The sequence below is a fragment of the Bradyrhizobium sp. 613_E4_N2_2 genome (genome assembly GCF_052075995.1).
GTDB lineage: Bacteria > Pseudomonadota > Alphaproteobacteria > Rhizobiales > Xanthobacteraceae > Bradyrhizobium > Bradyrhizobium barranii.
Genome location: NZ_CP197234.1, coordinates 5730909 through 5757143, shown reverse-complemented (window position 1 = coordinate 5757143; position 26235 = coordinate 5730909). Strand labels below are relative to the sequence as shown.

22 protein-coding genes are annotated in these 26235 nt (G+C 63.6%); 19 read left to right on the top strand and 3 right to left on the bottom strand.

What is annotated here, in order from left to right:
* From AB7290_RS27785 to AB7290_RS27725, 13 genes are all read left to right on the top strand, one after another.
* The gene (locus AB7290_RS27785) at positions 1-1254 is read left to right on the top strand and encodes a Zn-dependent hydrolase (protein ID WP_063984122.1); all 1254 of its coding nucleotides are present in this window, start codon (positions 1-3) and stop codon (positions 1252-1254) included.
* Between the two features lie 8 nt (positions 1255-1262).
* Positions 1263-1793, top strand: a complete 531-nt coding sequence (locus AB7290_RS27780) for a flavin reductase (RefSeq protein ID WP_085404135.1) — start codon at positions 1263-1265, stop codon at positions 1791-1793.
* 755 nt (positions 1794-2548) lie between these two features.
* Entirely contained in the window at positions 2549-3733 is a 1185-nt protein-coding gene (locus AB7290_RS27775) for an ABC transporter substrate-binding protein (RefSeq protein ID WP_085404134.1), read from the top strand.
* Between the two features lie 21 nt (positions 3734-3754).
* The gene (locus AB7290_RS27770) at positions 3755-4627 is read left to right on the top strand and encodes a branched-chain amino acid ABC transporter permease (protein WP_085404133.1); all 873 of its coding nucleotides are present in this window, start codon (positions 3755-3757) and stop codon (positions 4625-4627) included.
* A gap of 43 nt (positions 4628-4670) precedes the next feature.
* The gene (locus AB7290_RS27765) at positions 4671-5657 is read left to right on the top strand and encodes a branched-chain amino acid ABC transporter permease (RefSeq protein ID WP_085404208.1); all 987 of its coding nucleotides are present in this window, start codon (positions 4671-4673) and stop codon (positions 5655-5657) included.
* A complete protein-coding gene (locus AB7290_RS27760; RefSeq protein WP_085404132.1) occupies positions 5654-6424 on the top strand; it encodes an ABC transporter ATP-binding protein in 771 nt (256 codons plus the stop codon). Before AB7290_RS27765 ends, AB7290_RS27760 begins: the two co-directional genes overlap by 4 nt.
* Positions 6417-7157, top strand: a complete 741-nt coding sequence (locus tag AB7290_RS27755) for a branched-chain amino acid ABC transporter ATP-binding protein (RefSeq protein ID WP_085404131.1) — start codon at positions 6417-6419, stop codon at positions 7155-7157. The genes AB7290_RS27760 and AB7290_RS27755 overlap by 8 nt, the downstream gene beginning before the upstream one ends.
* Before the next feature lie 55 nt (positions 7158-7212).
* Entirely contained in the window at positions 7213-8421 is a 1209-nt protein-coding gene (locus tag AB7290_RS27750; RefSeq protein ID WP_231145244.1) for an aspartate transaminase, read from the top strand.
* 144 nt (positions 8422-8565) lie between these two features.
* Positions 8566-9504, top strand: a complete 939-nt coding sequence (gene nac / locus AB7290_RS27745; protein ID WP_085404207.1) for a nitrogen assimilation transcriptional regulator NAC — start codon at positions 8566-8568, stop codon at positions 9502-9504.
* 163 nt (positions 9505-9667) lie between these two features.
* Positions 9668-11734, top strand: coding sequence for a hydantoinase/oxoprolinase family protein (locus AB7290_RS27740; protein WP_085404130.1), 2067 nt, complete (start codon positions 9668-9670; stop codon positions 11732-11734).
* A gap of 13 nt (positions 11735-11747) precedes the next feature.
* Entirely contained in the window at positions 11748-13430 is a 1683-nt protein-coding gene (locus AB7290_RS27735; RefSeq protein ID WP_085404129.1) for a hydantoinase B/oxoprolinase family protein, read from the top strand.
* A 7-nt stretch (positions 13431-13437) separates the two neighbouring features.
* A complete protein-coding gene (locus AB7290_RS27730; RefSeq protein WP_085404128.1) occupies positions 13438-14241 on the top strand; it encodes an SDR family NAD(P)-dependent oxidoreductase in 804 nt (267 codons plus the stop codon).
* A gap of 16 nt (positions 14242-14257) precedes the next feature.
* Complete coding sequence (locus AB7290_RS27725) at positions 14258-14959, top strand: HpcH/HpaI aldolase family protein (protein WP_085404127.1); 702 nt, start codon at positions 14258-14260, stop codon at positions 14957-14959.
* 378 nt (positions 14960-15337) lie between these two features.
* On the opposite strand, the gene AB7290_RS27720 is transcribed toward AB7290_RS27725, so the two are convergent.
* Genes AB7290_RS27720 through AB7290_RS27710 form a run of 3 tightly spaced genes read right to left on the bottom strand, consistent with a single transcriptional unit; the run spans position 15338 to position 19687 of the window.
* Positions 15338-16312: an HlyD family secretion protein gene (locus AB7290_RS27720; RefSeq protein WP_063984110.1), complete on the bottom strand. Its 975-nt coding sequence runs from the start codon at positions 16310-16312 to the stop codon at positions 15338-15340.
* Entirely contained in the window at positions 16299-18629 is a 2331-nt protein-coding gene (locus tag AB7290_RS27715) for an ABC transporter permease (RefSeq protein WP_085404126.1), read from the bottom strand. The genes AB7290_RS27720 and AB7290_RS27715 overlap by 14 nt, the downstream gene beginning before the upstream one ends.
* Positions 18626-19687: an HlyD family secretion protein gene (locus tag AB7290_RS27710; RefSeq protein ID WP_085404125.1), complete on the bottom strand. Its 1062-nt coding sequence runs from the start codon at positions 19685-19687 to the stop codon at positions 18626-18628. The genes AB7290_RS27715 and AB7290_RS27710 overlap by 4 nt, the downstream gene beginning before the upstream one ends.
* Before the next feature lie 322 nt (positions 19688-20009).
* Between AB7290_RS27710 and AB7290_RS27705 the strand changes: the two genes are divergently transcribed.
* The 6 genes from AB7290_RS27705 to AB7290_RS27680 all read left to right on the top strand — a co-directional run bounded on the left by AB7290_RS27705 (position 20010) and on the right by AB7290_RS27680 (position 26228).
* Entirely contained in the window at positions 20010-20909 is a 900-nt protein-coding gene (locus tag AB7290_RS27705) for a 3-hydroxyacyl-CoA dehydrogenase (protein WP_085404124.1), read from the top strand.
* Positions 20910-20931: 22 nt separating this feature from the next.
* Positions 20932-21882 carry a 3-hydroxyacyl-CoA dehydrogenase NAD-binding domain-containing protein gene (locus tag AB7290_RS27700; protein WP_063986479.1) on the top strand — a complete coding sequence of 317 codons (951 nt, stop codon included), beginning with the start codon at positions 20932-20934 and terminating at the stop codon, positions 21880-21882.
* Between the two features lie 85 nt (positions 21883-21967).
* Positions 21968-23188 carry an acyl-CoA dehydrogenase family protein gene (locus AB7290_RS27695; protein ID WP_085404123.1) on the top strand — a complete coding sequence of 407 codons (1221 nt, stop codon included), beginning with the start codon at positions 21968-21970 and terminating at the stop codon, positions 23186-23188.
* Between the two features lie 55 nt (positions 23189-23243).
* A complete protein-coding gene (locus AB7290_RS27690; protein ID WP_084795195.1) occupies positions 23244-24095 on the top strand; it encodes an enoyl-CoA hydratase-related protein in 852 nt (283 codons plus the stop codon).
* A gap of 37 nt (positions 24096-24132) precedes the next feature.
* Positions 24133-25359 carry a CaiB/BaiF CoA transferase family protein gene (locus AB7290_RS27685; RefSeq protein WP_085404122.1) on the top strand — a complete coding sequence of 409 codons (1227 nt, stop codon included), beginning with the start codon at positions 24133-24135 and terminating at the stop codon, positions 25357-25359.
* 83 nt (positions 25360-25442) lie between these two features.
* Positions 25443-26228 (top strand): enoyl-CoA hydratase, encoded by a 786-nt coding sequence (locus tag AB7290_RS27680; protein ID WP_063984103.1) that lies wholly within the window; start codon positions 25443-25445, stop codon positions 26226-26228.
* Positions 26229-26235: the final 7 nt, after the last annotated feature.

Sequence of the window (26235 nt, the reverse complement as noted above, 5' to 3'; positions counted from 1 at the left end):
ATGACGAGCCAGCCCCTGATCAACGCTGATCGGCTCTGGACGCGGCTGATGGCGCTCGCCGAGATCGGCGCGACGCCGGCCGGCGGGGTTAATCGTCAGGCGCTGAGCGACGGCGAGATTGCCGCATGGCGTCGCGTCATCGGCTGGGCCCGCGAGGCAGATTTGACACCGTCGACCGATGCGGCGGGCAACCTGTTCCTGACGCTGGCTGGCTGCGATCGCGCCGCGCCGCCGTTTCTCATTGGCAGTCATCTCGACAGCCAGCCGACCGGTGGCAAATTTGACGGTGCGGCCGGCGTGATGGCGGCGTTGGAGGCGGTCATCTCACTCGCGGAGCAAGGGGACGCGCCCGCGCGCGACATCATCGTGGTCGCCTGGATGAACGAGGAGGGCTCGCGCTTCGCCCCGGGGATGATGGGCTCGGAGGCCTTTACCGGCGAGCGCGACATGGACGCGATCCGCGCCGCGCGCGATGCCGACGGCGTCAGCGTCGGCGAGGCGCTCGATCGCTTCCACGAGGCTTTTCCTGTTATGCCGCACAGGCCGCTCGGTTTCGCCGCCAGTGCCTATCTCGAATTGCACATCGAGCAGGGACCGCTGCTGGAGGCGGCCGGCTGCACGATTGGGGTCGTCACCGGCATCCAGGGCAAGAAGACCTTTCAGGTGGTGGTCGAGGGTGCCGAGGGACACGCTGGCACACTGGCGCAGCGGGAGAGGCGAGATGCGCTCGCGGCCTTTGCGCGGATGGCGTCGGCGCTCCATGCGGAGATCGGCACAATCGATGCCGAGATCAAGTTCACCATCGGCCGCGTTGTCGTGGTTCCGAATGCGCCGTCGGTGGTGCCGTCACGCGTCAGCTTCAGCATCGATCTGCGTCACCCTGACAATGCGGTGCTCGATGCCGCGGGTGTGCGTATCGCGATTCTTTGCCAGGAGAACGCTGCACCTTGCATGGTCACGGTGACGCCGCTCGTCAATGCACCGTCAAACGCTTTCGATTCGCGCCTGCGGGCAAGCATCGCAGAGGCCGCGCGAGAGCAGGGGCATTCCGCCATGGAAATCCTCTCCGCCGCCGGTCACGACGCCCGTCATCTCGCAAAAATCTTTCCGGCTGCGATGATCTTCATCCCGTGCCGTGACGGTGCAAGCCATGTCGAGCACGAATGGGCCGAGCCCGATCATGTTGCCGCCGGCGCTTCCGTGCTGGCGCAGGTGCTGCGCGGGCTGGCGTTCGCGCCTGCCATCGAGACGTGAGGACGCCGATGCAGGACGTGGCCCCTCAGGACTACCGCGACGCGATGGCCTGTCTTGGTGCCGCCGTCAGCGTCGTCACGACCGACGGCAGCGCGGGCCGTGCCGGATTTACCGCGTCTGCGATTTGCAGCGTCACCGACGATCCGCCGACGCTGCTGGTCTGCATCAATCGCGCCTCCTCGGCCTATGCCAGCGTGATCGGCAACAAGGCGGTCTGCGTCAACGTGCTGTCGGCCCGGCACAAGCAATTGTCCCGGCTGTTCGGCGGCAAAGTGCCCGCCGAAGAACGGTTTGCCGCGGCCGCGTGGTCGACACTCGAAACCGGTGCGCCGGTGCTAGCCGACTGCGCCGCCGCGTTCGACTGCCGGATTGCCGATATCGTCAATGTCGGCACGCATGACGTGCTGCTCTGCCGCATCGTGGCCCTGCAACGATCCGGCTGCACCGACAATCTGATCTATTTTGGCCGCGCCTATCATACGGTCGGGGTGACCGATCCAGCCGAGACTGGACCCGAATTCGCTCTTGCCCGATCCTGATGGGGCCGGCGGCTATCGCCAACCGTTCCTGCAGCCTCCATGTCCTGGAGAGAGTTCGTCACCCGAGCAAGCGTATCCCTTGCGGGGATGTATTTGCCGGCCGCGTTTTGGCCATCGCCGTTTCAGAAATGACCATCGACGTGCAAAGTCGGCACACTACGCCGTAGCCATCCGTCGACTGTTTTTTGAAGCTTGCTCTAGTTGGAGGCGTTTGGCCGAAGCTTGCTGAAATTGGCCAGTAATGGATTGGAGCGAGAGTTCAAGATTTTCAGTTAGTTAGATGGTGCCGTGTGTACGACGTGTGCACCGGGAGATCAAGAAAAATCTCATCACAGCTAACGTGATCAGGCCTTTCGATGTGGGTGGCGCCGCACCGGGGCACTGGACTGTTCGTCCGCCTGTACTGTTCGACGATTTCGGTCGAGGCGCGGAGTAGCAGAAGCGCCTTTCGCTCCGGTTCCGCGCGCGAGGCGAAAGAGGCCGTTCGGAAGCGATCACAACGCGAAACGTGATTCAAGCGGCATTTCTTAGCAGTCTCTCGCGCGCGCTGGCTGCATATCGAGCGCGGCAAATCGGCAGAACTCAGGGGCGCCATAAGAATTCGCTATGGCGGCAGACCGCAGTCGTGCTTCCCCTGTCATCGAGCGTAAATCTATTTTTTACCGTCGGCCGCAGCAAAAAAATTCCCAGGGCAAGACCACAAAAGTGGGGGAGTTCGCGGACGCATTATTTTGTAGCAGCAACGGAGCGGGCAAATGACGATCTACCTAAGCCGCAGAGGATTTTGTGTCGGATCCGCTCTGATCGGACTTCAGACCGTCTCCTCCGGCGCCTTCGCCCGAAGCGAGGACGGCACCGTGAAGCTCGGTCTTGTCGCTCCGATGAGCGGTCCGAACGCCCGCTACGGCGCCTTCTCGATGCGCGGCGCCCAGATGGCTGCGAAGGAAATCAACGGCGCTGGCGGCGTCGGCGGGCGCAAGATCAACATCCTGGCCGGCGACAGCCAAGGCACCCCAGTCGAGGGTGTTTCGGCAACCCGGCGCCTCATCGATCAGGACCAGGTCGACTTCATCATTGGCGACGTCTCGAGCTCGGTAACGCTCGCGATGCAGCCGGTCGCGGAGGACGCCGGTGTGCTTCTCCTCAATGCCGCCTCGTCGAATCCGAAGATCACCTACAAGGCGGGCGTCGGCGGATTCAAATGGACCTATCGTAATTATCCGACCGACGAAAACCGCGCCCTCGTCGTGCTGCAATACGCCGCCGAGAAGAAGGGATTTACCAAATACGCCGTGCTATCGGTCGACACCGACTACGGGCGTGCGGCCATTGAGTTTACCAAGAAGTACCTGCCGCGCTTCAAGAGTCAGATCTTGACGGAAGACTATTACAAGGAAGGCGAGGTCGATTTCCGCAGCGTCCTGTCCAAGATCCGCGATTCCGGCGCCCAGGCCATCATCATGTATGGCAATGCCGATTCTACACCCATCGTCGGTCGTCAAATGATCGAAACCGGGATTGCCGGCAAGATCCCCCTGATCGGCAACGCCGAGTTCAATACAGCGAGCTCCATCAAGGCGGCGCCGAAGGCGCTCGAGGGAGCAATCGAGGCCGCGGCCTGGCTTCCGGCCTATGAGTCCGAGAAGAGCAAGGCCTTCGTCGACAAGTTCACCGCCGAGTATCGCGAAGCGCCCAACAATCACGCCTATGTGCACTGGGAGACGACGCATCTTCTGGCCAAGGCAATCGAGCAGGCACAGAGCATCGACCGCGAGAAGGTTCGTACCGCGCTCTCCAATATCCACTATGCGAGCGCGGTCGGCGAAGTCACCTTCGACGACCACAATCAGGCGCGCCTGCCGATGATCCTGCTCGAGATCGAGAACGGCAAGCCGGCCATCAAAGGAGCCTATTCGGCCGAGATCGACTATCCCAAGTAAGGCAACGGGACGGCAGACCACATGTTCTATACGATCATCGAGCAGATTGTTAACGGCATCGTATCCGGATCGGTTTATGCGATCGTTGCCGTCGGCATGACGATGATCTTCGGCGTGCTGCGCGCCATCAATTTTGCACATGGCGAATATTACATGCTCGGCACCTTCGGGGCCTGGTTCGCGATCGAGTATTTCGATCTGCCGTATCCGGTGGCGGTCGTGATCGGCGTGGTTGCCACCGCGGTGATCGCCGTGGTGGTCGGCAACTTCGTGATGCAGCGGATCGTGGGGGCGCCGGCCGAGGCCGGCGTGCTCGCGACGCTGGGCGTCGCCCTGATCCTGCAGAACACCGTCATCCTGGTCTTTGGCGGCGGCTACAAGTTCTTCTCCGGCGGCTATATCGAGCCGGTGACTCTGTTCGGCTTCACTTTGGCCGAGCAGCGCATCCTGATCATCGTCATCGGCCTGATCGTGTTCGTCGGCCTCGAGCTGATGGTCACCTATAGCCGGATGGGCAAGGCGATGCGGGCGGTCTCGCAGAACATCGAGTGCTGCGCGGTGGTCGGCATCGACGTCCGCCATATCGCGCTCTGGACCTTCATCCTCGGCGCGGCGCTGGCCGGCCTGTCAGGCGTGCTCACAGCGCCCGTGAACGTCAGCGTCTACGGCGGCATGGGGGAGCTCATCACGTTCAAGACGCTGCCGATCATTATCATGGGCGGGTTGGGTAACGTCCGCGGCACGTTCGTGGCGGCGATGATCCTCGGCATCGCGGAGAGCCTGGTCGCGACTTATGTCGGACTGCAGTTCCGCGACACCGTGGGCTTTGCGACCCTGATGCTGGTGCTGATGTGGCGTCCGCATGGGCTGTTCTCCGCGCAGGCGCGCTTCTGATCGCCATGGATGTGACATGACTGAGATCGTCCGAGAGCAGACCATGACACCAGCCGAAAGCCCGGTTGCGGCCACGGGGCGGGATCTCCGTATTCCGTTTGGCCTCGCGCTCATCGCGCTGGCCTGCGTCGCGCCGCTGTTCCTCGGGAATTATCCGCTGCATGCGATCATCATTGCGTTGATCTTCCTGCTGCCGGCCCATGGTCTCAATCTGCTGCTCGGCTACACCGGTCTTCTGTCATTGGCGCAGGCGGCGTTCTTCGGCATCGGGGCCTATACTTCGGCGCTGCTGGCAGTCCATTTCGGCACGCCGTTCTATCTGAATTTCCTCGCCGCCGGCCTCGTGACCGGCGCGGTTGCGGCGCCACTCGGAATTCCAGCCCTGAGGCTGCGTGCGACGTCGTTCGTGATGTGCACGCTCGGCTTCGTCATCATCGGGCAGGCCATCGCCAAGAACTGGATCAGCCTGACGCGCGGCGATATGGGGCTGGCGGCAATTCCCAAGCCTTACTTCGCGCTGGGGCCGGCCTCGTTCACGGTCTCCGGAACCGTCGGCTTCTATTATCTTGTCCTCGTCATCGCTGCCCTGGCGACACTGGCGATCTATCTGATCGTGCGATCGCCGGCCGGCCGCAACATGATCGCCATTCGCGAGAACGAGACGCTCGCTGAATCCGTGGGCATCCCGACCTGGCACTACAAGCTCGTCGTATTCATGATCAGCGCCGCCTTCGCCGGCCTCGGCGGCAGCCTCTATGCGCATTACCTGACGGTCGTCAGCCCGCTGACCTTCCAGATGTACTACTCGACGACGATGCTGATCATCGTGCTCGGCGGAGGTGCGGGGACAATCTCGGGCGTCATTTTCGGCAGCTTGATGTTTGTCGGCCTGACGGAAGCCCTACGCGTGGCGCCGGAATTGCGCATGATTGCCTATGGCTTCTTTTTGCTCGGGCTCGTGTTCTGGTTCCCGAGCGGATTCGCGCCATTGATCGGCCGGTTCTGGTCATTCCTCGAGAGGCGCAAATGACCGGCCTGCCAATTCTCGATATCTCTGGCCTCTGCAAATCCTACGGCGCAGTGCGCGCGGTCGATGGCGTCGACCTGCACGTCGATCGCGGTGAGATCTGCGGTCTCATCGGCCCGAACGGCTCGGGCAAGTCCACCTTCTTCGATTGCGTGACCGGGCTTGCGAGGCCGAGTGCGGGCGCGGTGAAGCTCGACGGTCAGGACATCACCGGCTGGTCACTGAACGACATCGCGCGGGAGGGGCGCATGCTGCGCTCGTTCCAGAAGACCGTGGTGTTCTCTGCGCTCGACATCGAGGAGAACCTCGTGATCGCCGGCCAGATGTTCACCTTCCCCGGTATCTTGTCGACCTTCGGAATCGGCGCCGCGGCCCGCAATCGCGTCGCGGCGCTGCGCGAGCGAGCGCGCGAGCTGATCAAGATCGCAGGGCTCTGGGACGTGCGGTTCCAGCCCGCGGGCAAGCTCTCCGGCGGCCAGCAGAAGCTGATCCAGTTCGCCTCGATGCTGATGCCGGAACCGAAGCTCATCCTGCTCGACGAGCCGATGGCCGGCATCAATCCGAAGCTGATCGAGCGTGTGGTCGAGAGCATCCGCCTCGCCAATACCTCCTTCGGCGTCAGCTTCCTGATCATCGAGCATAACATCGACGTGGTCACGAGCCTGTGCAAGCGCGTGGTCGTGCTCGACCAGGGGCGTAAGCTCGCGGAAGGAACACCCGACGAAATCGTCCAGAACCAGGCGGTGCGGGAGGCCTATCTCGGTGGCTGAACCTTCTCTCTCAATTAAAGGCCTGCGCGCGGGTTACGGCTCGCTCGACATCCTCAATGGCGTCGATCTCGACGTGCCCCAGGGGCAGTTCGTCGCCCTGATGGGGCCGAACGGTGCCGGCAAGTCGACGCTGCTGAAGACGCTCTACGGTATGACCACCGTCAAGGGCGGCAGCATCGACTGGCAGGGCAAGGACATCACTGCCCTGAAATCTCGCGCGATCCTCGCCGAAGGCATCTCCTGGGTACCGCAGGGCCGCTGCAACTTCCCGGTCATGACGGTCGACGAGAACCTTCAGATGGCGGCCTATACGCTGCGCGACAGCAGGGTGAAGGCCGAGCGCGACTATGTCTACGATCTCTTTCCGATCCTGAAGACACGTCGCAACTCGCTGGCCGGCAACATGTCCGGCGGCGAGCAGCAGTTGCTCGAGGTTGCGATGGCGGTGCTGCAGCGGCCAAAGATCCTTCTGGTCGACGAGCCCTCTGTCGGTCTGTCGCCGACCGCGATCGGAATCGTCTTCGATGAGCTGTTGCGGATCAACGCGGCCGGCCAGACCATTTTGCTCGTCGAGCAGAACACCAAGAAAGCGATGGCGGTGGCGCAGCGCGCCGTCATCCTGCGGCTCGGCAAGGTGATCTGGGACGGCCGTCCCGCCGACATCACCCACGACGAGCTCGGCGAACTCTTCCTCACCGGCCGCATGCGCGGCGAGACCGATGTCGAACATTGACAAGGAGCGCCTGCTTGACGGGCGTGGACCATCGAAAACGCAAAGGACGACCACAGTGACGATCTTCGTGCCGGCCGCGCGCGTCTCGCGCATCAAGATATCCCCGACCACGGCCGCGTCCGCGCGCGTGCGCGAGCTGAAGGCCGCCGGCCGCGACATCGTCGACATGGCGATCGGCGAACCCGACTTCGACACGCCCGATCACGTCAAGGCGGCGGCGCATGAGGCGATCGATCGCGGCGAGACGAAATACACCGCGGTCAATGGCACCGTCGCGCTACGAAACGCGATTATCGCGGACTACAAGCGCCGCCTTGGTCTTGACTATTCGGACAACGAGATCTGCGTCGGCGGCGGCGCCAAGCAGATTCTGTTTCTCGCGCTGATGGCGAGCGTGGAGGAGGGGGCCGAGGTCATCATTCCCGCGCCGTATTGGGTCTCGTATCCCGACATGGTCATCGCCAATGACGGCAAGCCTGTCATCGTCCGCTGCTCCGAGAATCAGGGGTTCAAGCTGACGGCGGAGGCACTGGAGGCTGCGATCACGCCGCGCACGCGCTGGCTGATCCTCAATGCGCCCTCGAACCCGACCGGCGCGGCCTATTCCCGCGAAGACCTCAAGGCGATCGGCGACGTGCTGCTCCGCCATCCCAATGTTCTCGTGTTGTCGGACGACATCTACGACCAGATCTGGTACCGCGACGAGCCCGCGACTACCCTTGCCGCCGTGGTGCCGGCTCTGAAGGACCGCGTCTTGCTCGCCAATGGCGTGTCCAAGACCTACGCAATGACCGGCTGGCGGATCGGCTATGCCGCGGGTCCTGCGCCACTGGTCGCCGCCATCAACAAGCTGCAGTCGCAGATGTCATCTTGTCCCTCGTCGATCAGCCAGGCGGCCGCCGCGCATGCGCTGACCAGCGACCAGTCGTTCGTTCGCGATAGCGTCAAGCTCTACAAGGAGCGCCGCGACTATGCCTGCGCGCGGTTGAACGCGATCGCCGGCCTGTCCTGCCTGGTGCCTGATGGCGCCTTCTATCTCTATCCCGGATGCGCTGGGGTGATCGGCAAGACGACGCCTGATGGTAAGCTCATCGAGAGTGATCTCGATTTCGTGCTCTATCTGCTCGACGATGTCGGCGTAGCCGCGGTGCAGGGCGCTGCCTATGGGCTCTCGCCGTATTTCCGCCTATCGATCGCGACCTCGATGGGGGCGATCAAGGACGCCTGTGACCGCATTGAGAAGGCCTGCCGGGCGCTGCGCTGAGGGCAATCAAGCAAATCGGCGCGCAGGCGACGAAACCGATTGAAATCAACGGCGTAGATAAAGGATAGTGTCGATCCAGATCGTGTTTTCATGAACGGCCGCGCGGGCGTTGCCCGTCCGGTTCAGGACCAGCGTTCGACACAGATGAGCGTCGATTTCAGGAAGCTGAAGAGCTTCGTCAAGGTGGTCGATGCCGGCAGCGTCTCGCGCGCCGCCGGGCTGCTCCGCACGGCTCAGCCGGCGCTGTCGCAGCAGATCGCAGCCCTTGAAACTCACTTCAAGCACAAGCTGTTGCTGCGCAGCAATCACGGCATCGTCCCGACCGAGGCCGGCCTCATCCTCTACCGCCACGCGCAATTGCTGCTGAAGCAGATCGAGCAGGCACAGATCGACATCGATCAATCGACCAAGGCGCTGGCCGGGCGGGTGTCGATCGGGCTTGCGACCTATTCGGCATCGAGCACGTTGTCGCTGCCGATCTTGAAGGAGATGTCGACGCTGCATCCGCAGATCATCGTCCATATCAACGACAGCTTTGGCCATGTGTTGAGCGAGCTGATCATGACCGGCAGGATGGACATGGCCATGATCTACGGCTCCGGCCCGATCAAAGGCGTGAAGCTGCGGCCGCTGTTCCGTGAGGAGTTGTATCTCGTTTCGCCGGCGGGGCCTGTCGCGAAAAAGCCGACCGACGAGCCGCTGCCGCTGTCCGCGCTGGCCGACGTAAAGCTGTTGCTGCCGAGCCAGGGGCATTTCCTGCGGCGCTTGATCGATGAATCGCTGGCGCGGGCACGGGTGAAGCCGAATGTCGCCTCCGAGATCGAATCCGTCTCCGCGCTCGGTGCGGCCGTGACCGAGGGCCTCGGCTCGACCATCCTGCCGGCCTCGGTCGCAGCGACCGCGTCGAGCTTTGGCGGGGTCGAAGTGCGGCGGCTGGTACGTCCCGCGATCGAGGCGACCGTCTCCCTGTGTATTTCGGACCATCTGCCGCTGTCGGAGCCCGCGCTCGCCACGCGCTCGGTGCTTCTGACCGTGGTCGAGAAGCTGATGCGCAGCCACCCGCAGGGCATCAAAGCGGTCTAGGCAACACGGCTGCAGGCCAGAGTCCGGGCAACGCCGTGCGCGGCGGCTGCATCGCGCCGGTTTCGTCAGGCCATAAACAAAACCTATGGCGGCAGACGGGAGTTGTGGTGGTCGGCCGCAACCGCATTTTCTACCTTCGAAGGCAATCGCTTCGAGGACAAAGATGGCCAAGCTCGCATTCGATACCGGGGGAACCTTCACCGATTTCGCGCTGCTCGACGACAAGGGCGAATTGCATCTCCACAAGGTGCTGAGCACGCCGGCCAACCCAGCCGAGGCCGTGGTTCGTGGCGTGTCCGAGCTGCTCGAACAATTCGGAGACGACGTCGCTCTCGACGGGCTTCAGGTGCTCGGCGCCACCACCGTGGTCACCAATGCCGTGCTGGAGCGCAAGGGCGTCAAGACCGGCTTCATCTCGACCGCCGGCTTCCAGGACATGCTGCGTATTCGTAACGAAGGCCGTTACGATCTCTATGATCTGAACCTGAAATATCCCGACCCGCTGGTGACGCGCGCCAACAGCTTTGGCGCGGTCGAGCGTATCGCTGCCGATGGCGAGGTCATCACGGCCCTGGATGAGGAGACGGTCCGCGGGATCGCCGACCGGCTGCGCGAGGAGGGCATCAAATCCGTCGCCGTCTGCCTGCTGCACGCCTACAAATATCCTGATCATGAGCAGCGCATCGCCGCACTGCTGCGTGAAGAAGACCCCGATATCTTTGTGTCGCTATCCTCCGAAGTCTGCCCGGAGGTGCGCGAATTCGACCGGGCCTCGACTACCGTCGTCAACGCCTATACGCGGCCGCAGATGTCGGGACACGTCGCACATCTCGAGCGTGAGTTCGCCGCCAAGGGGATCAGTCGGCAGGTGCTGTGGATGACTTCGTCGGGCGGCCTCGTGCCAAGCAGCCGCGCCGCGGAGTTGCCGGTGCGCCTGATTGAGTCGGGTCCGGCCGCAGGCGCCGTCGCTGCGGCCGAATTCGGCCACATCGCCGGCGAGGGCAGCGTGCTGTCCTTCGACATGGGCGGGACCACCGCCAAATTGTGCCTGATCCCGAACGGCGAGCCGGCGGTCGGCACCCATCTCGAGGTCGCGCATTATCATCGCTTTCGCAAGGGCTCGGGCTTCCCGCTGAAAATCCAGTCGATCCGCATGATCGAGATCGGCGCCGGCGGCGGCTCGATCGCGGCGAAGAACCCGCTGGGCCTGCTCGATGTCGGGCCACGCTCGGCGGGCGCGATGCCGGGGCCGGCCGCCTATCAGCGCGGCGGAACCGAACCGACTGTGACTGATGCCGATATCCTGCTCGGCTATATGGGCACCGAATCCTTCGTCGGCGGCTCGTTCAAGGTGTCGAAGGACGCCGCACTCGCGGCGATGACAAAGCTGGCGGCTTCGCTCGACGTCGGCGTGCCCCGCTGCGCCTTTGGCATCCACGATCTCGTCAATGAATCCATGAGCAAAGCGGCGGCGGTGCACGCGACCGACCTCGGCGTCGATCCGCGCAGCCTGCCGATGGTCGCCTTCGGCGGCGCGGGCCCGGTGCATGCCTACGGCATCGCGCGCAAGCTCGGCATCAAGCGCATCATCTGTCCGACCGGCGCCGGCGTCACCTCGGCGATCGGCCTGCTGATCGCGCCGGTGGCTGTCGATCTCTCCGCGAGCTTTCCGATGCAGGTCGACAGTTGGGATTTTGTCGCGATGGATCGCCTGCTCGGCGATCTCGCAGCGCATGGGGCGGATGTCGTCCGTGCTGCAGGGGTTGCGCCGGAGACGATCACCAACACCTACACCGTCGACATGCGTCACGTCGGTCAGGGCCACGAGATCACGGTCGCGCTGCCGGATCGCAGCCTGTCGCCGAAGCAGTTCCACGAAGAGCTTCTCGCCAATTTCTACAAGCTGTACCGCGAGTTGTTCGGCCGCACGGTCTCGGGTTCATCGGTCGAGGTGATCACCTGGCGCCTGCGCTCCAGTGGTCAGAAGGATCAGGTGACCCGTCCGCACACGCGGCATGCTGCCGAGGCCAAGAAAGGTAACCGTTCGGTCTATTTCAGCGAAAGCGGCGGCTTTGTCGAAACGCCGGTCTACGATCACTACAAGCTGCCGGTCGGCGAAGAGATCAAGGGTCCGGCCATTGTCGAGCAGCGGGAATCCACCGCGGTCGTCGGACCGAGCGGCACGGCTCGCGTCGACATCAACGGCAATCTCGTGATCAACATCGCCTGAGGACGACGCACCCATGTCCGTGAACGCCGCCGATTTCAACGATCCCATCAACTTGCAGGTGATGTGGAATCGCCTGATCTTCATCGCCGACCAGGCCGACATCGTGCTCGGCCGCACCGCATTTTCGCCGATCGTGCGCGAGAACCACGACTACGTGACCGTGCTGCTCGACAGCCGCGGCCGCGCGCTGGCGCAATGCACGTGGTCGATCCCGGTATTCATCACCTCGCTGCCGGTTGCCGCACAGAAGTATTTCCTGCCGAAGTTTCCGGCCGGGACCCTGCAAGACGGTGACGTGCTCGCCACCAACGATCCGGAGATCGGCACCGGGCACCTGCCCGACGTGACGATGATCACGCCGATCTTCAAGAAGGGGAAGGTCGTGGCCTATGCCGGCTCGATCGCGCATCTGCCGGATATCGGTGGCGCTCCCTTGCATTCCGAAGCCAGCGACATCTTCGAGGAGGGCATCCGTTTCCCGATCGTGAAGCTGCACAAGGCCGGAGTTCCCAACCAGGACGTGCTCGACATCATTGCCGCCTCCGTTCGCCTTCCGACCGAGGTAATGGGCGATCTCGAATCCATGGTCGCGGCCAACAATGTCATGGGCCGCGAACTGGTGAAATTCCTCGACGAATATGATCTCGATGGCATCGACGAGCTGGCCGACGCGATCCACACCCGCTCCGAAGCGCAGACCCGCCGCGCCATCCGGCAATGGCCGAATGGCACCTATAGTGCCGAGGTGCTGCTCGACGGCTACGACACCGATGTGACGCTGAAGGCGGCCGTGATCGTCCGCGACGATTCCATTCACGTCGACTACACCGGAACATCCGCGCAAATTCTTCACTCGATCAACTGCCGGACCAATTATCGCTACGCCCATTCGGTCTACGCGCTGAAATGCCTGCTCGACCCGGACACGCCGAACAATGAAGGCTGCATCACGCCGATCACGGACGAGGCGCCGCTCGGCTCGATTCTCAATCCAGAGGAATGGACGGCGGGAAATTCGCGTAACCTGATCGGGCATGTCATCCCATCGCTGATTTTCAAGGCGTTGGAAGGCGTGGTGCCGGAGAAGGTGATGGGCGATAGCGGCGGCGCGCCGATCTGGGCCGCCAACTGCGTGGGACGGCGTGATGACGGTACGCAGTATGGTTCGGTGCAGAACTTTCACGGCGGGCAGGGCGCCCGCGCCGAACTCGATGGTCTCGACACCCTGAGCTTCCCATCTAATTGCAAGGTCACAGCGATCGAGATGTTCGAAATCGCCGTCCCCGCGCTCACCGAGTGCAAGGAGCTGATTCCTGACTCCGGCGGTGCCGGAAAGTGCCGTGGCGGCCTCGGCCAGCGCGTCGTGCTGCGCAATCTCGGGCGCAATCCGATGAACATCTATCTGGCGTCTGAGCGCGTGCGTCATCCCTGCTTCGGTGTCGTCGACGGCAAGTCCGGCAGTGCCGGCAAGGTGTACAAGAACGGGGATCCGCAATTTCCCAAGGGAAAGGTGGTCCTGAAGACGGGTGACCGTCTGGAGGTGGAGACGCCCGGCGGTGGCGGATGGGGACGGACGTCCCAGCGCTCGGCGGCCGCAATCGAGCTCGATCTAGCCGAGGGGTTGATTACGCAGGCGGCCGCGAGGCAGATTTACGGCTATCAGCGCTCAAACGTGGCGGCGACCGCCGCCGAATAGGAGCATCATGGGTCTGCTCGATGGAAAGATAGCGCTCGTCACCGGTGCCGGGACCGGGATTGGGCGCGAGACTGCGATCCTGCTCGCGCAGGAAGGCGCAACAATCGTCCTGACTGGCCGCCGGATCGATCCGTTGCGGGACGTCGTGGCTGACATCGAGAAGGCCGGCGGCAAGGCCGTTGCCCGCGCATTGGATGTCGCATCGCGCGATGCGATTCTGGAGACGGTCGGCTGGGTCAAGCGCAACGTCGGGACGATCGATATCCTCGTCAACAATGCCGGCAGCGCCAGCAAGGTGCTGAACGCGCGCTTCATCAGCGAAGCCGAGTGGAATGCCACGGTGAATGTCAACCTCACCGCGGTGTTCAACCTGACCCAGGCCGTGCTGGAGGACATGATAGCCAGGAAGGAAGGCACAGTGATCACCGTGTCGTCGCTGGCCGTGGTCAATCCGAATCTGCTCGGCGGCGCCGCCTATGGTGCAGCCAAGGCCGGCGTGAAGAACTTCATGAGCTTCCTACACAACACATATCGCAACCAGGGCATCCGTGCGACGACCATCCTGCCCGGCGAGACCGATACGCCGATCATGGACAATCGCGCCCGGCCGCCGCTCGAGGGCGAGCGGGCCGTGATGCTCCATCCGCACGACGTTGCGCGCGCGGTTCTGCTCTGCGCCAGCCTGCAAAAGGGCGCCGTGATCCCCGAACTGCACATCTGCCCGACCTTCATGCGCGACACCTCGGCCGATATCGAGGTCGCCCGCTGGGTCGGCGCGCCCGAAGGCCTCAGCGACAAGCCGAAGACCTGACAGAGAAGGATCTCCCATGAACGGAGCTAAATTGCGCGAGCGCCTCGCCAAGGGCGAGGCGGTCACCATGCTCACACCGCATCACGCCTCGTCGGGGCTGGCGGTCCGCCTGGTAGAGCTCGGGGCCGATGCGATCTTTGTCGATTGCGAGCACGGCACCTGGAGCTTTGAGGATGTCCGCGTGACCGCCCAGGCCATTCGCGGCGCGGGTGGCGCGGCGATCGTCCGGCCGCACTCGCATGAACGGCCTCTCCTGATCCGCTACCTCAACGCGGGTGCCGATGGGCTGATGGTGCCGATGGTCGATACCGCCGACCAGGCCCGGGCCATCGTCGACGCGGTGCGCTACGCCTGTCCTGCCGACTACGAGAAGCGGCTGGTCATCGCCATGATCGAGACGCCGCAGGCGATCGACAACATCGAAGAACTGACCGCGGTGGAAGGAATTGATGTCTTCTTCATCGGGCCCGGCGACCTCTCGCAGAACATGGGCTATCCCCCGGCGCCGCCGTTCGGTCAGCCGCGGCCGCAGGCCGTGATGGAGCGGGTCGCGCTTGCAGTGAAGAAGATCCGCGCTTCCGGCAAGATCGCCGGTACGCTCGTGACCTCGGACGAATTGCCGTCCTGGCTCGAGCATGGGGTACGGTATTTCTACATCCACTCGGATCCGTTTCTTCGCGTCGGACTGATGGGCGTCAAACGGATGCTCGGTCGGTGATGGGATCGCGTTGGCGTTCGGTGGCTGAAGCTAGCTCAAACTTCCCCATGATGGATTGGAACGAGAGTTTAATTCTTTCAATTGGGTAGAGGGCCGCGTGTGCACGACGTGTGCACGACGTGTGCACCGGGAGATCAAGAAAAATCTTGCGATAGCCGACGTAAGCAAGCTTCTGAAATGGGCGAGCGGCCGCGGGGAAAGCGTCACTTCTTCGCCGCATATTCGCGCAGCTATCTGCGGCTTATTCGATCAACGATGAGCATCCTGGGATGGGAAGCAACTGGCTCTCAATCAGCGGGTCCCAGGTCGGAGCTTGGTGCGCACACCGTTTGCAAATGGTCGGTATAGTGTAGCTCTGCGATTTCAATCGCTGGGGTCCTAGCGGTCGATCCAGACGGTCATGCCCGGCTCAATGCCGGCCATCTCTCCCTTGGGATCGAGGCGAAGGCGAAGCGTGTTGCGGTCATGATCGCCAATCACACGCTCTGCCTGCCAGGTGGCAAACACGCCGAGCGGCCGCAGCTCGGTGATGACCGCCTTCGTCGCGCTATTGGCACCGTTCCGCATCACATTCGCGGTTTCTCCCATCGCGAGACGATCGAGATGGTCCTCGCGCACGTTGAAGGAGAGCCATTGCCTGCCTGCGGCCTCGACCATCAGGATCGGCTGGCCCGCGCGAACGTTCTCGCCGACCTCGGCGGCGATGACGCTGACCACGCCGTCGGCCGGCGCGCGCAACACCATCTTGTCGAGGCGGCGCTCGAGCACGGTGACCGCGGCGGCCGCGGCCTGCACCTGCGTGTCGGCGATAGCGCGCTCTTCCCGGGTCGGGCCCGCCACGGCCGCATCGTAATTGGCCTGGGCCTCGGCCACGCCGGCGCGTGCGCTGGCGACGTCGTTCTCGGCCTGGTCGAGCGACTGCTGGGATTCAAAGCTCTGGCGCGCCAGCGTGCTGGTCCGGGTGAGCTGGGCCTGCACGAAGTCGAGGCGGGCGCTGGCCTTGGCGATGGCGGCTTTCAGCGAGTCGACCTGCTCGCGACGAACGCCGGCATAGACGTTGTTGCGGTTGGCGGTTGCCGACGCGAGCGCGGCACGCGCCTGGTCCGCCTGCGCCGTCAACTCCACCGCCGATAGCCGCGCCACGACGTCGCCGGCCTTCACAGAGGCCCTCTTCTTGGCCGCAATCGAGACCAGCTGGCCGTTGACCTCCGGCTCGACCCTGATCTCGGTCGCGCGCACGACGCCGACGATGGCTGCGGGTGGTGCCGAGTGGCGCATGACATAGAGCAGCGCGCCCGCCGCGACCAGCGCGAGCGGAATCGCGACGAAGGCGGCAGGTCTAAGGTTGGGCATGTCCCTGTCTCCTCCTGACGGCAAATGCCGAGATCACCGCAAGCGCGAAATAGCCGAGCGCCAGGCACCACAATGCGAGCCAGTCATGCCCAACCTCCCAGATGCCGGCGCCGAGCTGGTTGATGCGCACGAGGCCGTCGATCGCGGAGTCGGCCGGGAATAACCGGCCGAACGCAAGGGCCACGTCCGGAATCGCTTCGCGCGGCCATGCGAAGCCGGCCATGAAGAACTGCGGCAGGCTCGTCGCCAGCAGCAGGATGGTTGCGTTCTCCGGTCGCGTGAACCAGGCCCCGACAGCCTGACCCATGAAACTCGTCGCCAGCAGGAAGACACTCGCGAGCGCGAGAATCTGCGGAAGATGGCCGAGCGTGGAAAAACCGTAGATGCGGGGCAGCACGATGACGTAGAGCGCGAGCGCAGGAAGGTAGACGGTCAGATGCGCGATGCCGCGGCCGAGCACGCCGGCAAAGGCTGCGCCTCCGCTCGCCAGCGCCGTGCCGGTCAGCATCGCGGCGCCGATCAGCAGGGTCTGCTGCAGGATCAGGATGAACGCCGCCGGAACGACGTAGCTCGCATAGCCGCCCACCGGGTTGAAGATAGGCTGCAGCAGCACGTCGGCCGGGCTCGAGCTTGCCAGCTTTGCCTTGACGAGGCTGCCATCCGACCGCGCGCCGCGCGAAACGAGCTCGGACGTCAACGTTCCGATGGCGGTCGCCAACCCGCTGGCGCTCGTTCTGAAGATGAAAAGATAAGTTGCGTCCGCATAGACGGGGATGTGGGCGGTGATGCCCTTGAGCACGTCGCGCTCGGTGTCGGGCGGAATCTCGACGACGGCAAAGGCCTGCCCGCGATCGATCGCGGCGCGCGCTTCGGCCAGCGTTCGGGAGCGAACCGTCACGCTCAATGCGCCGCTCGCATCCAGCGTCTCGACGATCTGCCGGCTGAGATCGCTGAGATCATTGTCGACGACCGCAATTGGAAGCTTGCGAAGGATCTGGTTCAAATAGGGTTGAGGATAGTAGATGCCGTAGACCAGTGGAGCGACAAATAGCAGAGTGAAGGCGCTCCGCGTTCCCAGCACGCGCCGCCACTCCGCCACGAAGGCGCCGCCGACGCCGCGTGGTGTGTCGCTGGCCTCGGATGGCTCGGCAGGGCGCGCCGTTGCAAACCATCCCTTGCGGGTGACGTTCGCCATGCGCAGCCATGCCAGGCCGGCAAAGAGCAACGCCAGGCCCGCAAGCGCCGCGAAGGGAAGGGCGGAATCCGCGACCGGCAATCCCCGCGCGGCTTGTCCCAGCAGGACGGCCATGTACCAGCGAAGCGGCAGGATCGCGCTCCAGACTTGCGCAAACGCGTTCATGCCGATGGTGGGAAAGCCGACGCCGGCATAGCCGAAGGCGGGCGAGGCGATCAGGCCCGCAAGCCCGAGTCCGGTGGCGAGATCGCCGGCCAGAAGCTGGAGCAGGGCGCCGAGCGACAGATAGGCGATGATCAGCAGCGAGGCCGCGGCGATCATCAACGGCAGATCGCCCTTGAAGGGAATATCCAGCACGCCTTCTAGGAACAGCGGCTCGGCCAGCATGATCAGGACGAAGATGCAGAACAGCGGCGCGAGCTTGCCGGCCAGCGCGACAAGCGGATCGCCGCCGGCGCTTTCGAGCCAGGCCCGGGCGTCGCGGCGGCGGAATTCGGAGCCGACGGAATAGCCGGCGGCAAGGGTCATCACCACATGGATGATGGTCGGCAGCAGCGCGCGCAGCAGGAACTGCGCGTAGTTCTTCTGCGGATTGACGAGCGCCATGGTCTCCGCCTTGAGCGCACCCAGGGACGCTGGCGCAGGTGCCGCGCGACTGGCGGGAGCGGCCACCGCTGCCGCTGCGGAAAGTGAATCGCTCAGACCCGAGGATGCGATGCCGGAGGGAGTCAAAAACTGCTGGTTATAAAATCCGACGATCTGAGGGCGGCGCGCGGCCTTCAGGTCGCGCTCGAAATCCGGCGGGATGTGGACGGCCGAAATCGACTTGCCGGAGCGTATGTCCTGCACGGCCGTGGACAGCGTGCCGGAGCGGTCGACGATCTTCAGGCTTGGCGACGCCGCAATGTATTCCACCAGGGCGCGCGACGCGTCCGACTTGTCCTCGTCGACGACAGTCACGCCGAGCCCGCGGATGACCGGATGGCTAAAGACCGTGGTGAGAACCACGAACGCGAACAGCGGCACGCCGAAGATCAGGAGCAGCGCCACGCGATCGTGAAACAGCCAGCGGCACTCGCGCCGCGCGACCAGCAGAAATCCGGGCTTGGGCGCCGGCCTCATGGCCGCGACCGCCAGTCGAGATAGGCGCTCATTCCCGGTCGCAGCTCGGGCACCGGTTGCACCGGATAGGCACGGATCGAAAACGTCCGCAGGTCGAAATCACCCGAAGCACGCGTGGCCCGCCAGCTTGCATATTCGCCCTTGGTCGCGATGAGCTTGACCTCGACTGTCACCGAGCGGTCGCCGAGGGCGGGAATGCGGACATCGAAGCGATCGCCGACCTTGAGGCCTTTGACGAGATCCTCTCGCAGATCGAAATGCACCCAGAGGTCCGCGAGATTGATCAAGGTGACGAGCGGGACGCCCGGCGAGACGTATTCGCCGGGTTCCACATTACGCTGATAGATCTGCGAGGCTACGGGCGCATAGACCACGAGCTGGTCGATGATCGACTGGACACTCTGGATATCGGCACTGGCCTTTTCGACATTGGTATTGGCAATGGCCCGCTCCTCCTTGGTGTAGCCATTGACCGCCTGGTCATAGGCCGATTTGGCCTGGTCGACGGCGCGCTCGCTTTCGTGCAGCGCATCGGTGGCCTGATCGAGGCGGGCTTGCGGCGCATTGCCTTGCTCGGTCAAGGTGTGTGTGCGGTCAAAGGTCTTTTGCGCCAGCACCAGCGCCGCTTGCGCGCGCTCCATTTCCGCCTTCCGTGCCGCGATCACTTCCACCCGCGTTCCGACGAGTACGTTGGCAAGCTGGGCGTCCGCGACGGCCTTGGCCGCCTTCATTTGCTCGTGCTTGGCCAGCGTCTCTGGATTGTCGATCTGGACCAGCACTGCGCCCGCAGCCACGTTCTGGCCGCGCTCGACGGGAATCTTGCCGACCCGTCCGTCCACGCGCGCCGCGATATCGAGCCGCGTTGCATCGACCTCGCCCTGAACCAGCAAGGGCTCCGGGCGCAACAGATAGAAGACGGAAAGCCCGACGACAGCAGCCGCCACGACACCGACGATGATAGAGGGCGTGCGTGTCGGGTTGTGCGCGGCTTTCGCCGGTCCGTTACCCGGCACGTCGGGCGTGCTTTGAACGTCCTTGTCAGAGCTCGGCACGTCCATGCCTGACTCCCTTTCTGATGGCCGGATGGCCTCTAGTTTATTCGGTTGTGAGGCCCAGCCGCAATCGCGAGGCGATGAATGTTTTTGAGTCGGAGCCGACCATGTAACCTGTCCGTTACCCACGCTTGGATGTTTGATCCCTGACTTGTTGAAAGCTGCTGCTCTCGCAGTGGTGCTCGTCCCGACGTCCCGGGGGGCGCCAGGTGATCAAGCAGCAGACCCATCCCAGCGATGACATTCCTGTCCAAGATGAATGACGGCGATCGCGTCATAGTCGCGTCACCTGACCCGGTCCGTGGTCGGGCCAGGATGCAGGTGCGACATGCCAAACGCCGTCACGAAATCAAGCCCCACGATCCCTCGTCTCTTCGTCCTCGAATTGAACGCGGGCTGCATTCACCTGATGAATGCGGATGGCTCCGACCGCACGACCATCGTCACCGGCTGCCACCTTCCGGATGGCATCGTCGTGGATGTCGAGGCTGGCCATATCTACTGGACCAACATGGGCATCCCGAGCCTGGATGACGGGTCCATCGAGCGCGCCGACATCGACGGCAAGAACCGCAAGACCATCGTCCCGCGGGGACACACCCACACGCCGAAGCAGATCATCCTCGATAAGAAGGGCGGCAAGCTCTACTGGTGCGATCGCGAGGGTATGCGCGTCATGCGCTGTAACCTCGAGGGCTCGCGGCTGGAGACGCTCATCGAAGCGGGCCACGGCGAAGCCGATCGCAAGGACCAGATGCGATGGTGCGTCGGGCTGGCGATCGACCCGAAATTCGGTCGTATCTACTGGACGCAAAAGGGGCCTGATAATGCAGGGCTCGGTCGCATCTTCCGCGCCAATGTCGAAATCCCCGCCGGCCAGACCGCAGCCATGAGATCCGACATCGAGATATTCTACGACGGTCTGCCGGAGCCGATTGATCTGGAGATCGATCACCAGAGTCGAATTCTCTACTGGACCGATCGCGGTGATCCTCCGCGCGGCAACACGGTGAACCGGGCCTCGCTCGACAACAAGCCTGCCGAGCCGGAGATCGTGGTGACCCATCTCATGGAGGGGATCGGTATCGCGCTCGACGTTCCCAACGATCGCATGTTCGTGACCGATTTCGCGGGCTCGGTCTACTCCGCGCGGCTCGACGGGTCCGGCGAGCGCAACTTCCTCTACGCCCAGGGCAATCTCACCGGCATTGCCTATGCCGAAGTCTGACCAACGCATTGGAGAGAACGACATGACCGACACCAAGCCCATTCGCCGTATCGCCATCATCGGCACCGGCGTGATCGGCGCGAGCTGGAGCTCGCTATTTCTCGCCAAGGGATTGCAGGTCGTTGCGACCGATATCGCGCCGAACGCGGAAGCAGCACTAAGGAAGTTCGTCGAGACGGCCTGGCCGGCGCTCAAGCGATTGGGCTTGTCGCCCGGAGCTTCGCAGTCGAACCTCACGTTCACGCCCGACATCGCGCAGGCACTCGCCGGCTCCGACCTCGTCCAGGAGAACGGGCCCGAGCGGATCGAATTCAAGCAGAAGCTCTATGGCCAGCTCGACGAGCTGTTGCCGCCCGACGTGATCATCGCATCGAGCTCGTCGGGGCTCACCATGAGCGAAATCCAGAAGGGTGCCGCATCCCATCCCGAGCGCTGCGTCATCGCCCATCCGTTCAATCCGCCCCATCTGATCCCGCTGACGGAGATCGTCGGCGGGGCAAAGACCTCGGAAGCCACGATCCGGCGCGCAACGGAATTCTACACGTCGATCGGGCAACGGACGGTGCGCCTCAACAAGGAAATGCCGGGGCACGTCGCCAACCGCCTGCAGGCGGCGCTGAGCCGCGAAGTCTATTACCTCGTGGCCGAGGGCGTGGTGAGCGCCGCCGACGTCGACACCGCCCTGAGCTGGGGCCCGGGTTTGCGCTGGGGCGTCATGGGCAGCCTGATGCTGAACCATCTCGGTGGCGGTCCGGGCGGCATCGAGCACTTCTTCCAACAGTTCACCGGCCCGATGACGGCCTGGTGGAAGACCCTCGGCTCGCCCGTGCTGACGCCGGACGTGCAAAAGAAACTCATCGACAGCGTCCATGCCGAGGCCGGATCGCGCACCATCGCGGAGCTGGAGGCGGAGCGCGACGAAATTCTGCTCGGCCTGATCGAGCTGCGCAAGAAGGCTGCGAAGCCGAGCTGACGCAATCGGCAGCGTCCGCGAGATCAATCATACCTTCAACCCTTCACTTTTCAGGCTTCCGAGCCGCAGCGAGGAGATATCGCAAATGTCCACCGCAAACACAGCAGGCAAGACCGCCGCGCCGAAGTCACCGCCGGCACCCAATGGCGATTTCTACCAACTGGTCGACCTCCTCACCCCGGACGAAAAGGCGCTCGTCAAGAAGGTGCGGACCTACATGGAGACCAAGGTCCAGCCGGTCATCAACAAGTACTGGTCCGACGACGCGTTTCCGTTCGAACTGCTGCCGTCGTTCAAGGAGCTTGGCCTCGGTGGGCTCGGCTTCAAGGGCTATGGCTGCGCGGGCGGCAGCCAGAAGCTGTTCGGCTTCGTGGCGATGGAGCTGGCGCGCACCGACGCCTCGTTCTGCACGTTCTTCGGCGTGCATAGCGGCCTCGCCATGGGCTCGATCTATCTCGACGGCTCCGAGGAGCAGAAGCAGAAATGGCTGCCGGCGATGGCGCGCTGGGAAAAGATCGGCTGCTTCGGCCTCACCGAGCCGCTGGTCGGCTCCGGAACGAGCGGCGGCCTGACCACGACGGCCAAGCGGGAAGGCGATACCTGGATTCTCAACGGACAGAAGCGATGGATCGGCAATGCGCCTTGGTGCGACATCTCCATCATCTGGGCGCGCGACCTTGCCGACAATCAGGTCAAGGGATTCATCGTCGAGAACAAGTCGACGCCCGGGTTCAGCGTCGAGAAGATCGAGCACAAGATCGCGCTCAAGGTGGTCCAGAACGGCCAGATCACGCTGAAGGACGTGCGGGTGCCTGAAGCGAACCGCCTCCAGGGCGGCAATTCCTTTCGCGACACCGCGCGCGTGCTGCGGATGACGCGCTACATGGTGGGCTGGGCATCGACCGGCATCCAGATGGGCGCATACGAGGCCACCCTCAAATATGCCCTGGAACGATTGCAATTCGGCAAGCCGATCGCCTCGTTTCAGCTGATCCAGGATCTGCTCGCCAAGATGCTCGGCAATCTGACCGCGTGCCAGTGCCTGATGCTCCGCCTGGCGCAGCTCGATGACGAAGGCAAGCTCGGCGACCATCACGCGGCACTGGCGAAGGCATTCTGCACGGCGAAGTCGCGCGAGACGGTCTCATGGGGCCGCGAGGTGCTGGGCGGCAACGGGATCGTCGCCGACTACAACGTCGCGCGCTTCTTCGCCGACGCCGAGGCGCTCTACTCCTACGAAGGCACCTATCAGATGCAGAATCTGATCGTCGGCAAGGCCATCACCGGTCACGGCGCTTTCCTCTGACCTTTCAGCGGGGCCGGCGCATCGGCGCCGGCTGCCCTACTCAGGAGACACGACCATGGTTTCGGGAACTGCACCGTTCACCCCTTCGCCTGCAACAGCACCAAGCTCAGCACCGAGAGCGGCGCTGGCCCTTGCGAACGTCCAGTACGAGAAAAAGGGCCCGATCGCCTACGTGACGGTCAATCGGCCTAAAGTGCTCAATGCACTCAATACGCCGACCTGGACCGATTTGCACGCGGCATTCGAGGATGCCAAAGCGGACGCGTCCGTGCGCGGCGTCATCCTCACCGGCGCTGGCGACAAGGCGTTCATCGCCGGCGCCGACATCAGTGAACTCGCCCATGTCGATGCTTACGACGCCGAGGAGTCCAGCCGGTTCGGCCAGGGTGTGCTGGACCTCATCGAAAATCTCGGCAAGCCGGTGATCGCGGCGATCAACGGCTTTGCGCTGGGCGGCGGCTGCGAGACGGCGATGGCCTGCACGATCAGGATTGCGGCCGAGCATGCCAAATTCGGTCAGCCCGAGGTCAAGCTCGGCCTGTTGCCCGGCGGTGGCGGAACGCAACGCCTGCCGCGCCTGGTGGGAAAGGGGCGTGCGTTGCAGCTGATCCTCACCGGCGAGACGATTTCCGCGCAGGAAGCCTATCGCATCGGCCTCGTCAACGAAGTCGTTGCTGCCAGCAGTCTGATCGATCGCGCCGAGACGGTCCTGAAGCAGATCATGGCCAACGCGCCGATCGCCGTGAAGTTCTCGCTGGAAGCGGCCAATAAGGGCATGGACACGAGCCAAAGCGAAGGCCTTGTGCTGGAAGCCTCGTTCTTCGGCATTTGCGCCGCCACCGAAGACAAGAAGGAAGGCACCGCAGCCTTCCTCGAAAAACGTGCGCCGCAGTTTCGCGGACGCTGAAACAAGGCCGCTCTGAGCGGATTTGGAAAGGACGCCCATGGCAAACGACAACATTTTCTCCGGACTGAAGGTGGTGGACCTCGCGAGCTTCATCGCGGGCCCGAGCGCCGCCGTGATCCTGTCCGACTTTGGCGCCGACGTGATCAAGGTGGAGCCGCCGAGCGGCGAGCTGTGGCGACATGCGAACCACCTCCCGCCGCAGCCGGTCGCCGACGATGCCTATCCCTGGCACCTGGCCAACCGCAACAAGCGCGGCATGGCACTCGACCTGAAATCTCCGGAGGCCCATCAGGTTCTCGAGAAACTGGTCAAATGGGCCGACGTGCTCATCGTCAACACGCCGCATCCGGCGCGCAAGAAACTGAAGCTCGAATATGAGGATGTGGTGGGGTGGAATCCGCGCCTGATCTACGCCGACATCACGGGCTTCGGCGACAAGGGACCGGACGCGAATCTTCCCGGCTTCGACATCACGTCCTACTGGGCCCGCAGCGGATTGCTGTCGATGACGCGCGATGCCGGTGCGCCGCCGACCTGGCCGGTGGCCGGCAGCGGCGACAACGCCACCGCCGTTGGGCTCTATTCGGCGATCGTCACGGCCCTGTATCGCCGTGAACGGACCGGGGAGGGAGCGCATGTCACCACCTCGCTTCTCGCCGAGGGCGTGTGGTCTGCCAGCGTCTCGATCCAGGCCGCGCTGTGCGATGCGAAATTCTTCGGGCTGCATGATCGCATGCACCCCGCAAATGCGGCCATGAACGTGTATCGCGCCAAGGATGATACCTGGTTCGTTCTCATCATCACGCCCGACAAGGTGGAGGCCGTGGCGAAGGCGATCGGCCGCCCCGATCTCCTGACTGATCCGCGGTTCTCCGACCCGGCGAAGCTGACGGCGAACATGACGGAGCTCACGGCGATTCTCGACGAGACCTTCTGTGCCGAGCCGATGGCACATTGGTACGAGGTATTCAACGGCGTTCACGTGACGTTCGGAGCAGTACGCGGGCCACAGGAGGTGATCAACGACCCCCAGCTCCGGGCCAACGACATCATCGTGCCCCTCGAGGGGGCGGGCGGCAAGCTGACGTCCACGATCTCCAGCCCGCTTCAGGTGCATGGTGTCACCAAGGTGCCCGCGAAGCGCGCGCCGAAGATCGGAGAGCATAACGACGAGGTTCTCCGGCAGCTGGGATTCAGCGCGGCCGAGATTGATGGTCTGCACGCGAGCGGTACCGTTCCGAAGGCAAAGGGCCAAGCGGCCTAGCGCGATGACAGGGGGTGTGGCGGCGCTAGCCGCCGCGACCCTGCGTTGCGGTCAAACTCAGCAAAGGGTTCAGGAGTTCGACCATGGATGAGATCGTGACCGAACATGCCGCGGGCATCTTGCGTATCCAGTTGAACCGCCCGACAAAGCGGAACGCGATGACATCGGCCATGTACGTGGCTCTCGCTGATATCTTCAACGCGGCGGCGAATGACGAGGGTACGCGTGTCATTCTCTGGCATGGCGCGGGAGATTCGTTCTGCGCCGGCAATGACATCGATGACTTTCTCAAGAATCCTCCAGGACCGGGTGAATCGCCACAAGCGGGCCTCATGCATGCACTGGTTGACTTCGACAAGCCACTGGTCGCGGCAGTCCACGGCGCTGCGATCGGCGGCGGCACGACCATGCTGACGCACTGCGACTTCATCTACGCGGGCGAGAGCGCAAAATTCCAGATGCCCTTCATCAATCTGGCGCTCGTTCCGGAGTTCGGATCGAGCTGCTCAGTGCCGGCGCGGATCGGTCACGTCCGTGCAGCCGAGCTGATCTTGATGGGATCTCCATTCGATGCCCGGCGTGCGGCGGAGCTGGGACTGGTGACCGAAGTTGTCCCCGACAACGATCTCCGGGCGAAGGCAACCGACACGGCCCGGAAGTTGGCAGCGAAGCCCGCGGCTGCGTTACAGGCCAGCAAGCGGCTCATGAAGCAGCCATTTCGCGAGCAGATCAAGGCCGCGATGAAGGCCGAGAACGAAGAATTCAGCACGCAAGTCCGCTCCGAAGATGCAAGGGAAGCGTTCACGGCTTTCGTGGAAAGGCGCAAGCCCGACTTCACGCGAAACATCAAGTCTCAAGCGACTGCATGACCAAGGA

Coding starts and splice junctions, on each gene's coding strand:
- AB7290_RS27785 (WP_063984122.1), top strand. CDS start 1: ATGACGAGCCAGCCCCTGATCAACGCTGATCGGCTCTGGACGCGGCTG.
- AB7290_RS27780 (WP_085404135.1), top strand. CDS start 1,263: ATGCAGGACGTGGCCCCTCAGGACTACCGCGACGCGATGGCCTGTCTT.
- AB7290_RS27775 (WP_085404134.1), top strand. CDS start 2,549: ATGACGATCTACCTAAGCCGCAGAGGATTTTGTGTCGGATCCGCTCTG.
- AB7290_RS27770 (WP_085404133.1), top strand. CDS start 3,755: ATGTTCTATACGATCATCGAGCAGATTGTTAACGGCATCGTATCCGGA.
- AB7290_RS27765 (WP_085404208.1), top strand. CDS start 4,671: ATGACACCAGCCGAAAGCCCGGTTGCGGCCACGGGGCGGGATCTCCGT.
- AB7290_RS27760 (WP_085404132.1), top strand. CDS start 5,654: ATGACCGGCCTGCCAATTCTCGATATCTCTGGCCTCTGCAAATCCTAC.
- nac (WP_085404207.1), top strand. CDS start 8,566: ATGAGCGTCGATTTCAGGAAGCTGAAGAGCTTCGTCAAGGTGGTCGAT.
- AB7290_RS27740 (WP_085404130.1), top strand. CDS start 9,668: ATGGCCAAGCTCGCATTCGATACCGGGGGAACCTTCACCGATTTCGCG.
- AB7290_RS27735 (WP_085404129.1), top strand. CDS start 11,748: ATGTCCGTGAACGCCGCCGATTTCAACGATCCCATCAACTTGCAGGTG.
- AB7290_RS27730 (WP_085404128.1), top strand. CDS start 13,438: ATGGGTCTGCTCGATGGAAAGATAGCGCTCGTCACCGGTGCCGGGACC.
- AB7290_RS27725 (WP_085404127.1), top strand. CDS start 14,258: ATGAACGGAGCTAAATTGCGCGAGCGCCTCGCCAAGGGCGAGGCGGTC.
- AB7290_RS27720 (WP_063984110.1), bottom strand. CDS start 16,312: ATGCCCAACCTTAGACCTGCCGCCTTCGTCGCGATTCCGCTCGCGCTG.
- AB7290_RS27715 (WP_085404126.1), bottom strand. CDS start 18,629: ATGAGGCCGGCGCCCAAGCCCGGATTTCTGCTGGTCGCGCGGCGCGAG.
- AB7290_RS27710 (WP_085404125.1), bottom strand. CDS start 19,687: ATGGACGTGCCGAGCTCTGACAAGGACGTTCAAAGCACGCCCGACGTG.
- AB7290_RS27705 (WP_085404124.1), top strand. CDS start 20,010: ATGCCAAACGCCGTCACGAAATCAAGCCCCACGATCCCTCGTCTCTTC.
- AB7290_RS27700 (WP_063986479.1), top strand. CDS start 20,932: ATGACCGACACCAAGCCCATTCGCCGTATCGCCATCATCGGCACCGGC.
- AB7290_RS27695 (WP_085404123.1), top strand. CDS start 21,968: ATGTCCACCGCAAACACAGCAGGCAAGACCGCCGCGCCGAAGTCACCG.
- AB7290_RS27690 (WP_084795195.1), top strand. CDS start 23,244: ATGGTTTCGGGAACTGCACCGTTCACCCCTTCGCCTGCAACAGCACCA.
- AB7290_RS27685 (WP_085404122.1), top strand. CDS start 24,133: ATGGCAAACGACAACATTTTCTCCGGACTGAAGGTGGTGGACCTCGCG.
- AB7290_RS27680 (WP_063984103.1), top strand. CDS start 25,443: ATGGATGAGATCGTGACCGAACATGCCGCGGGCATCTTGCGTATCCAG.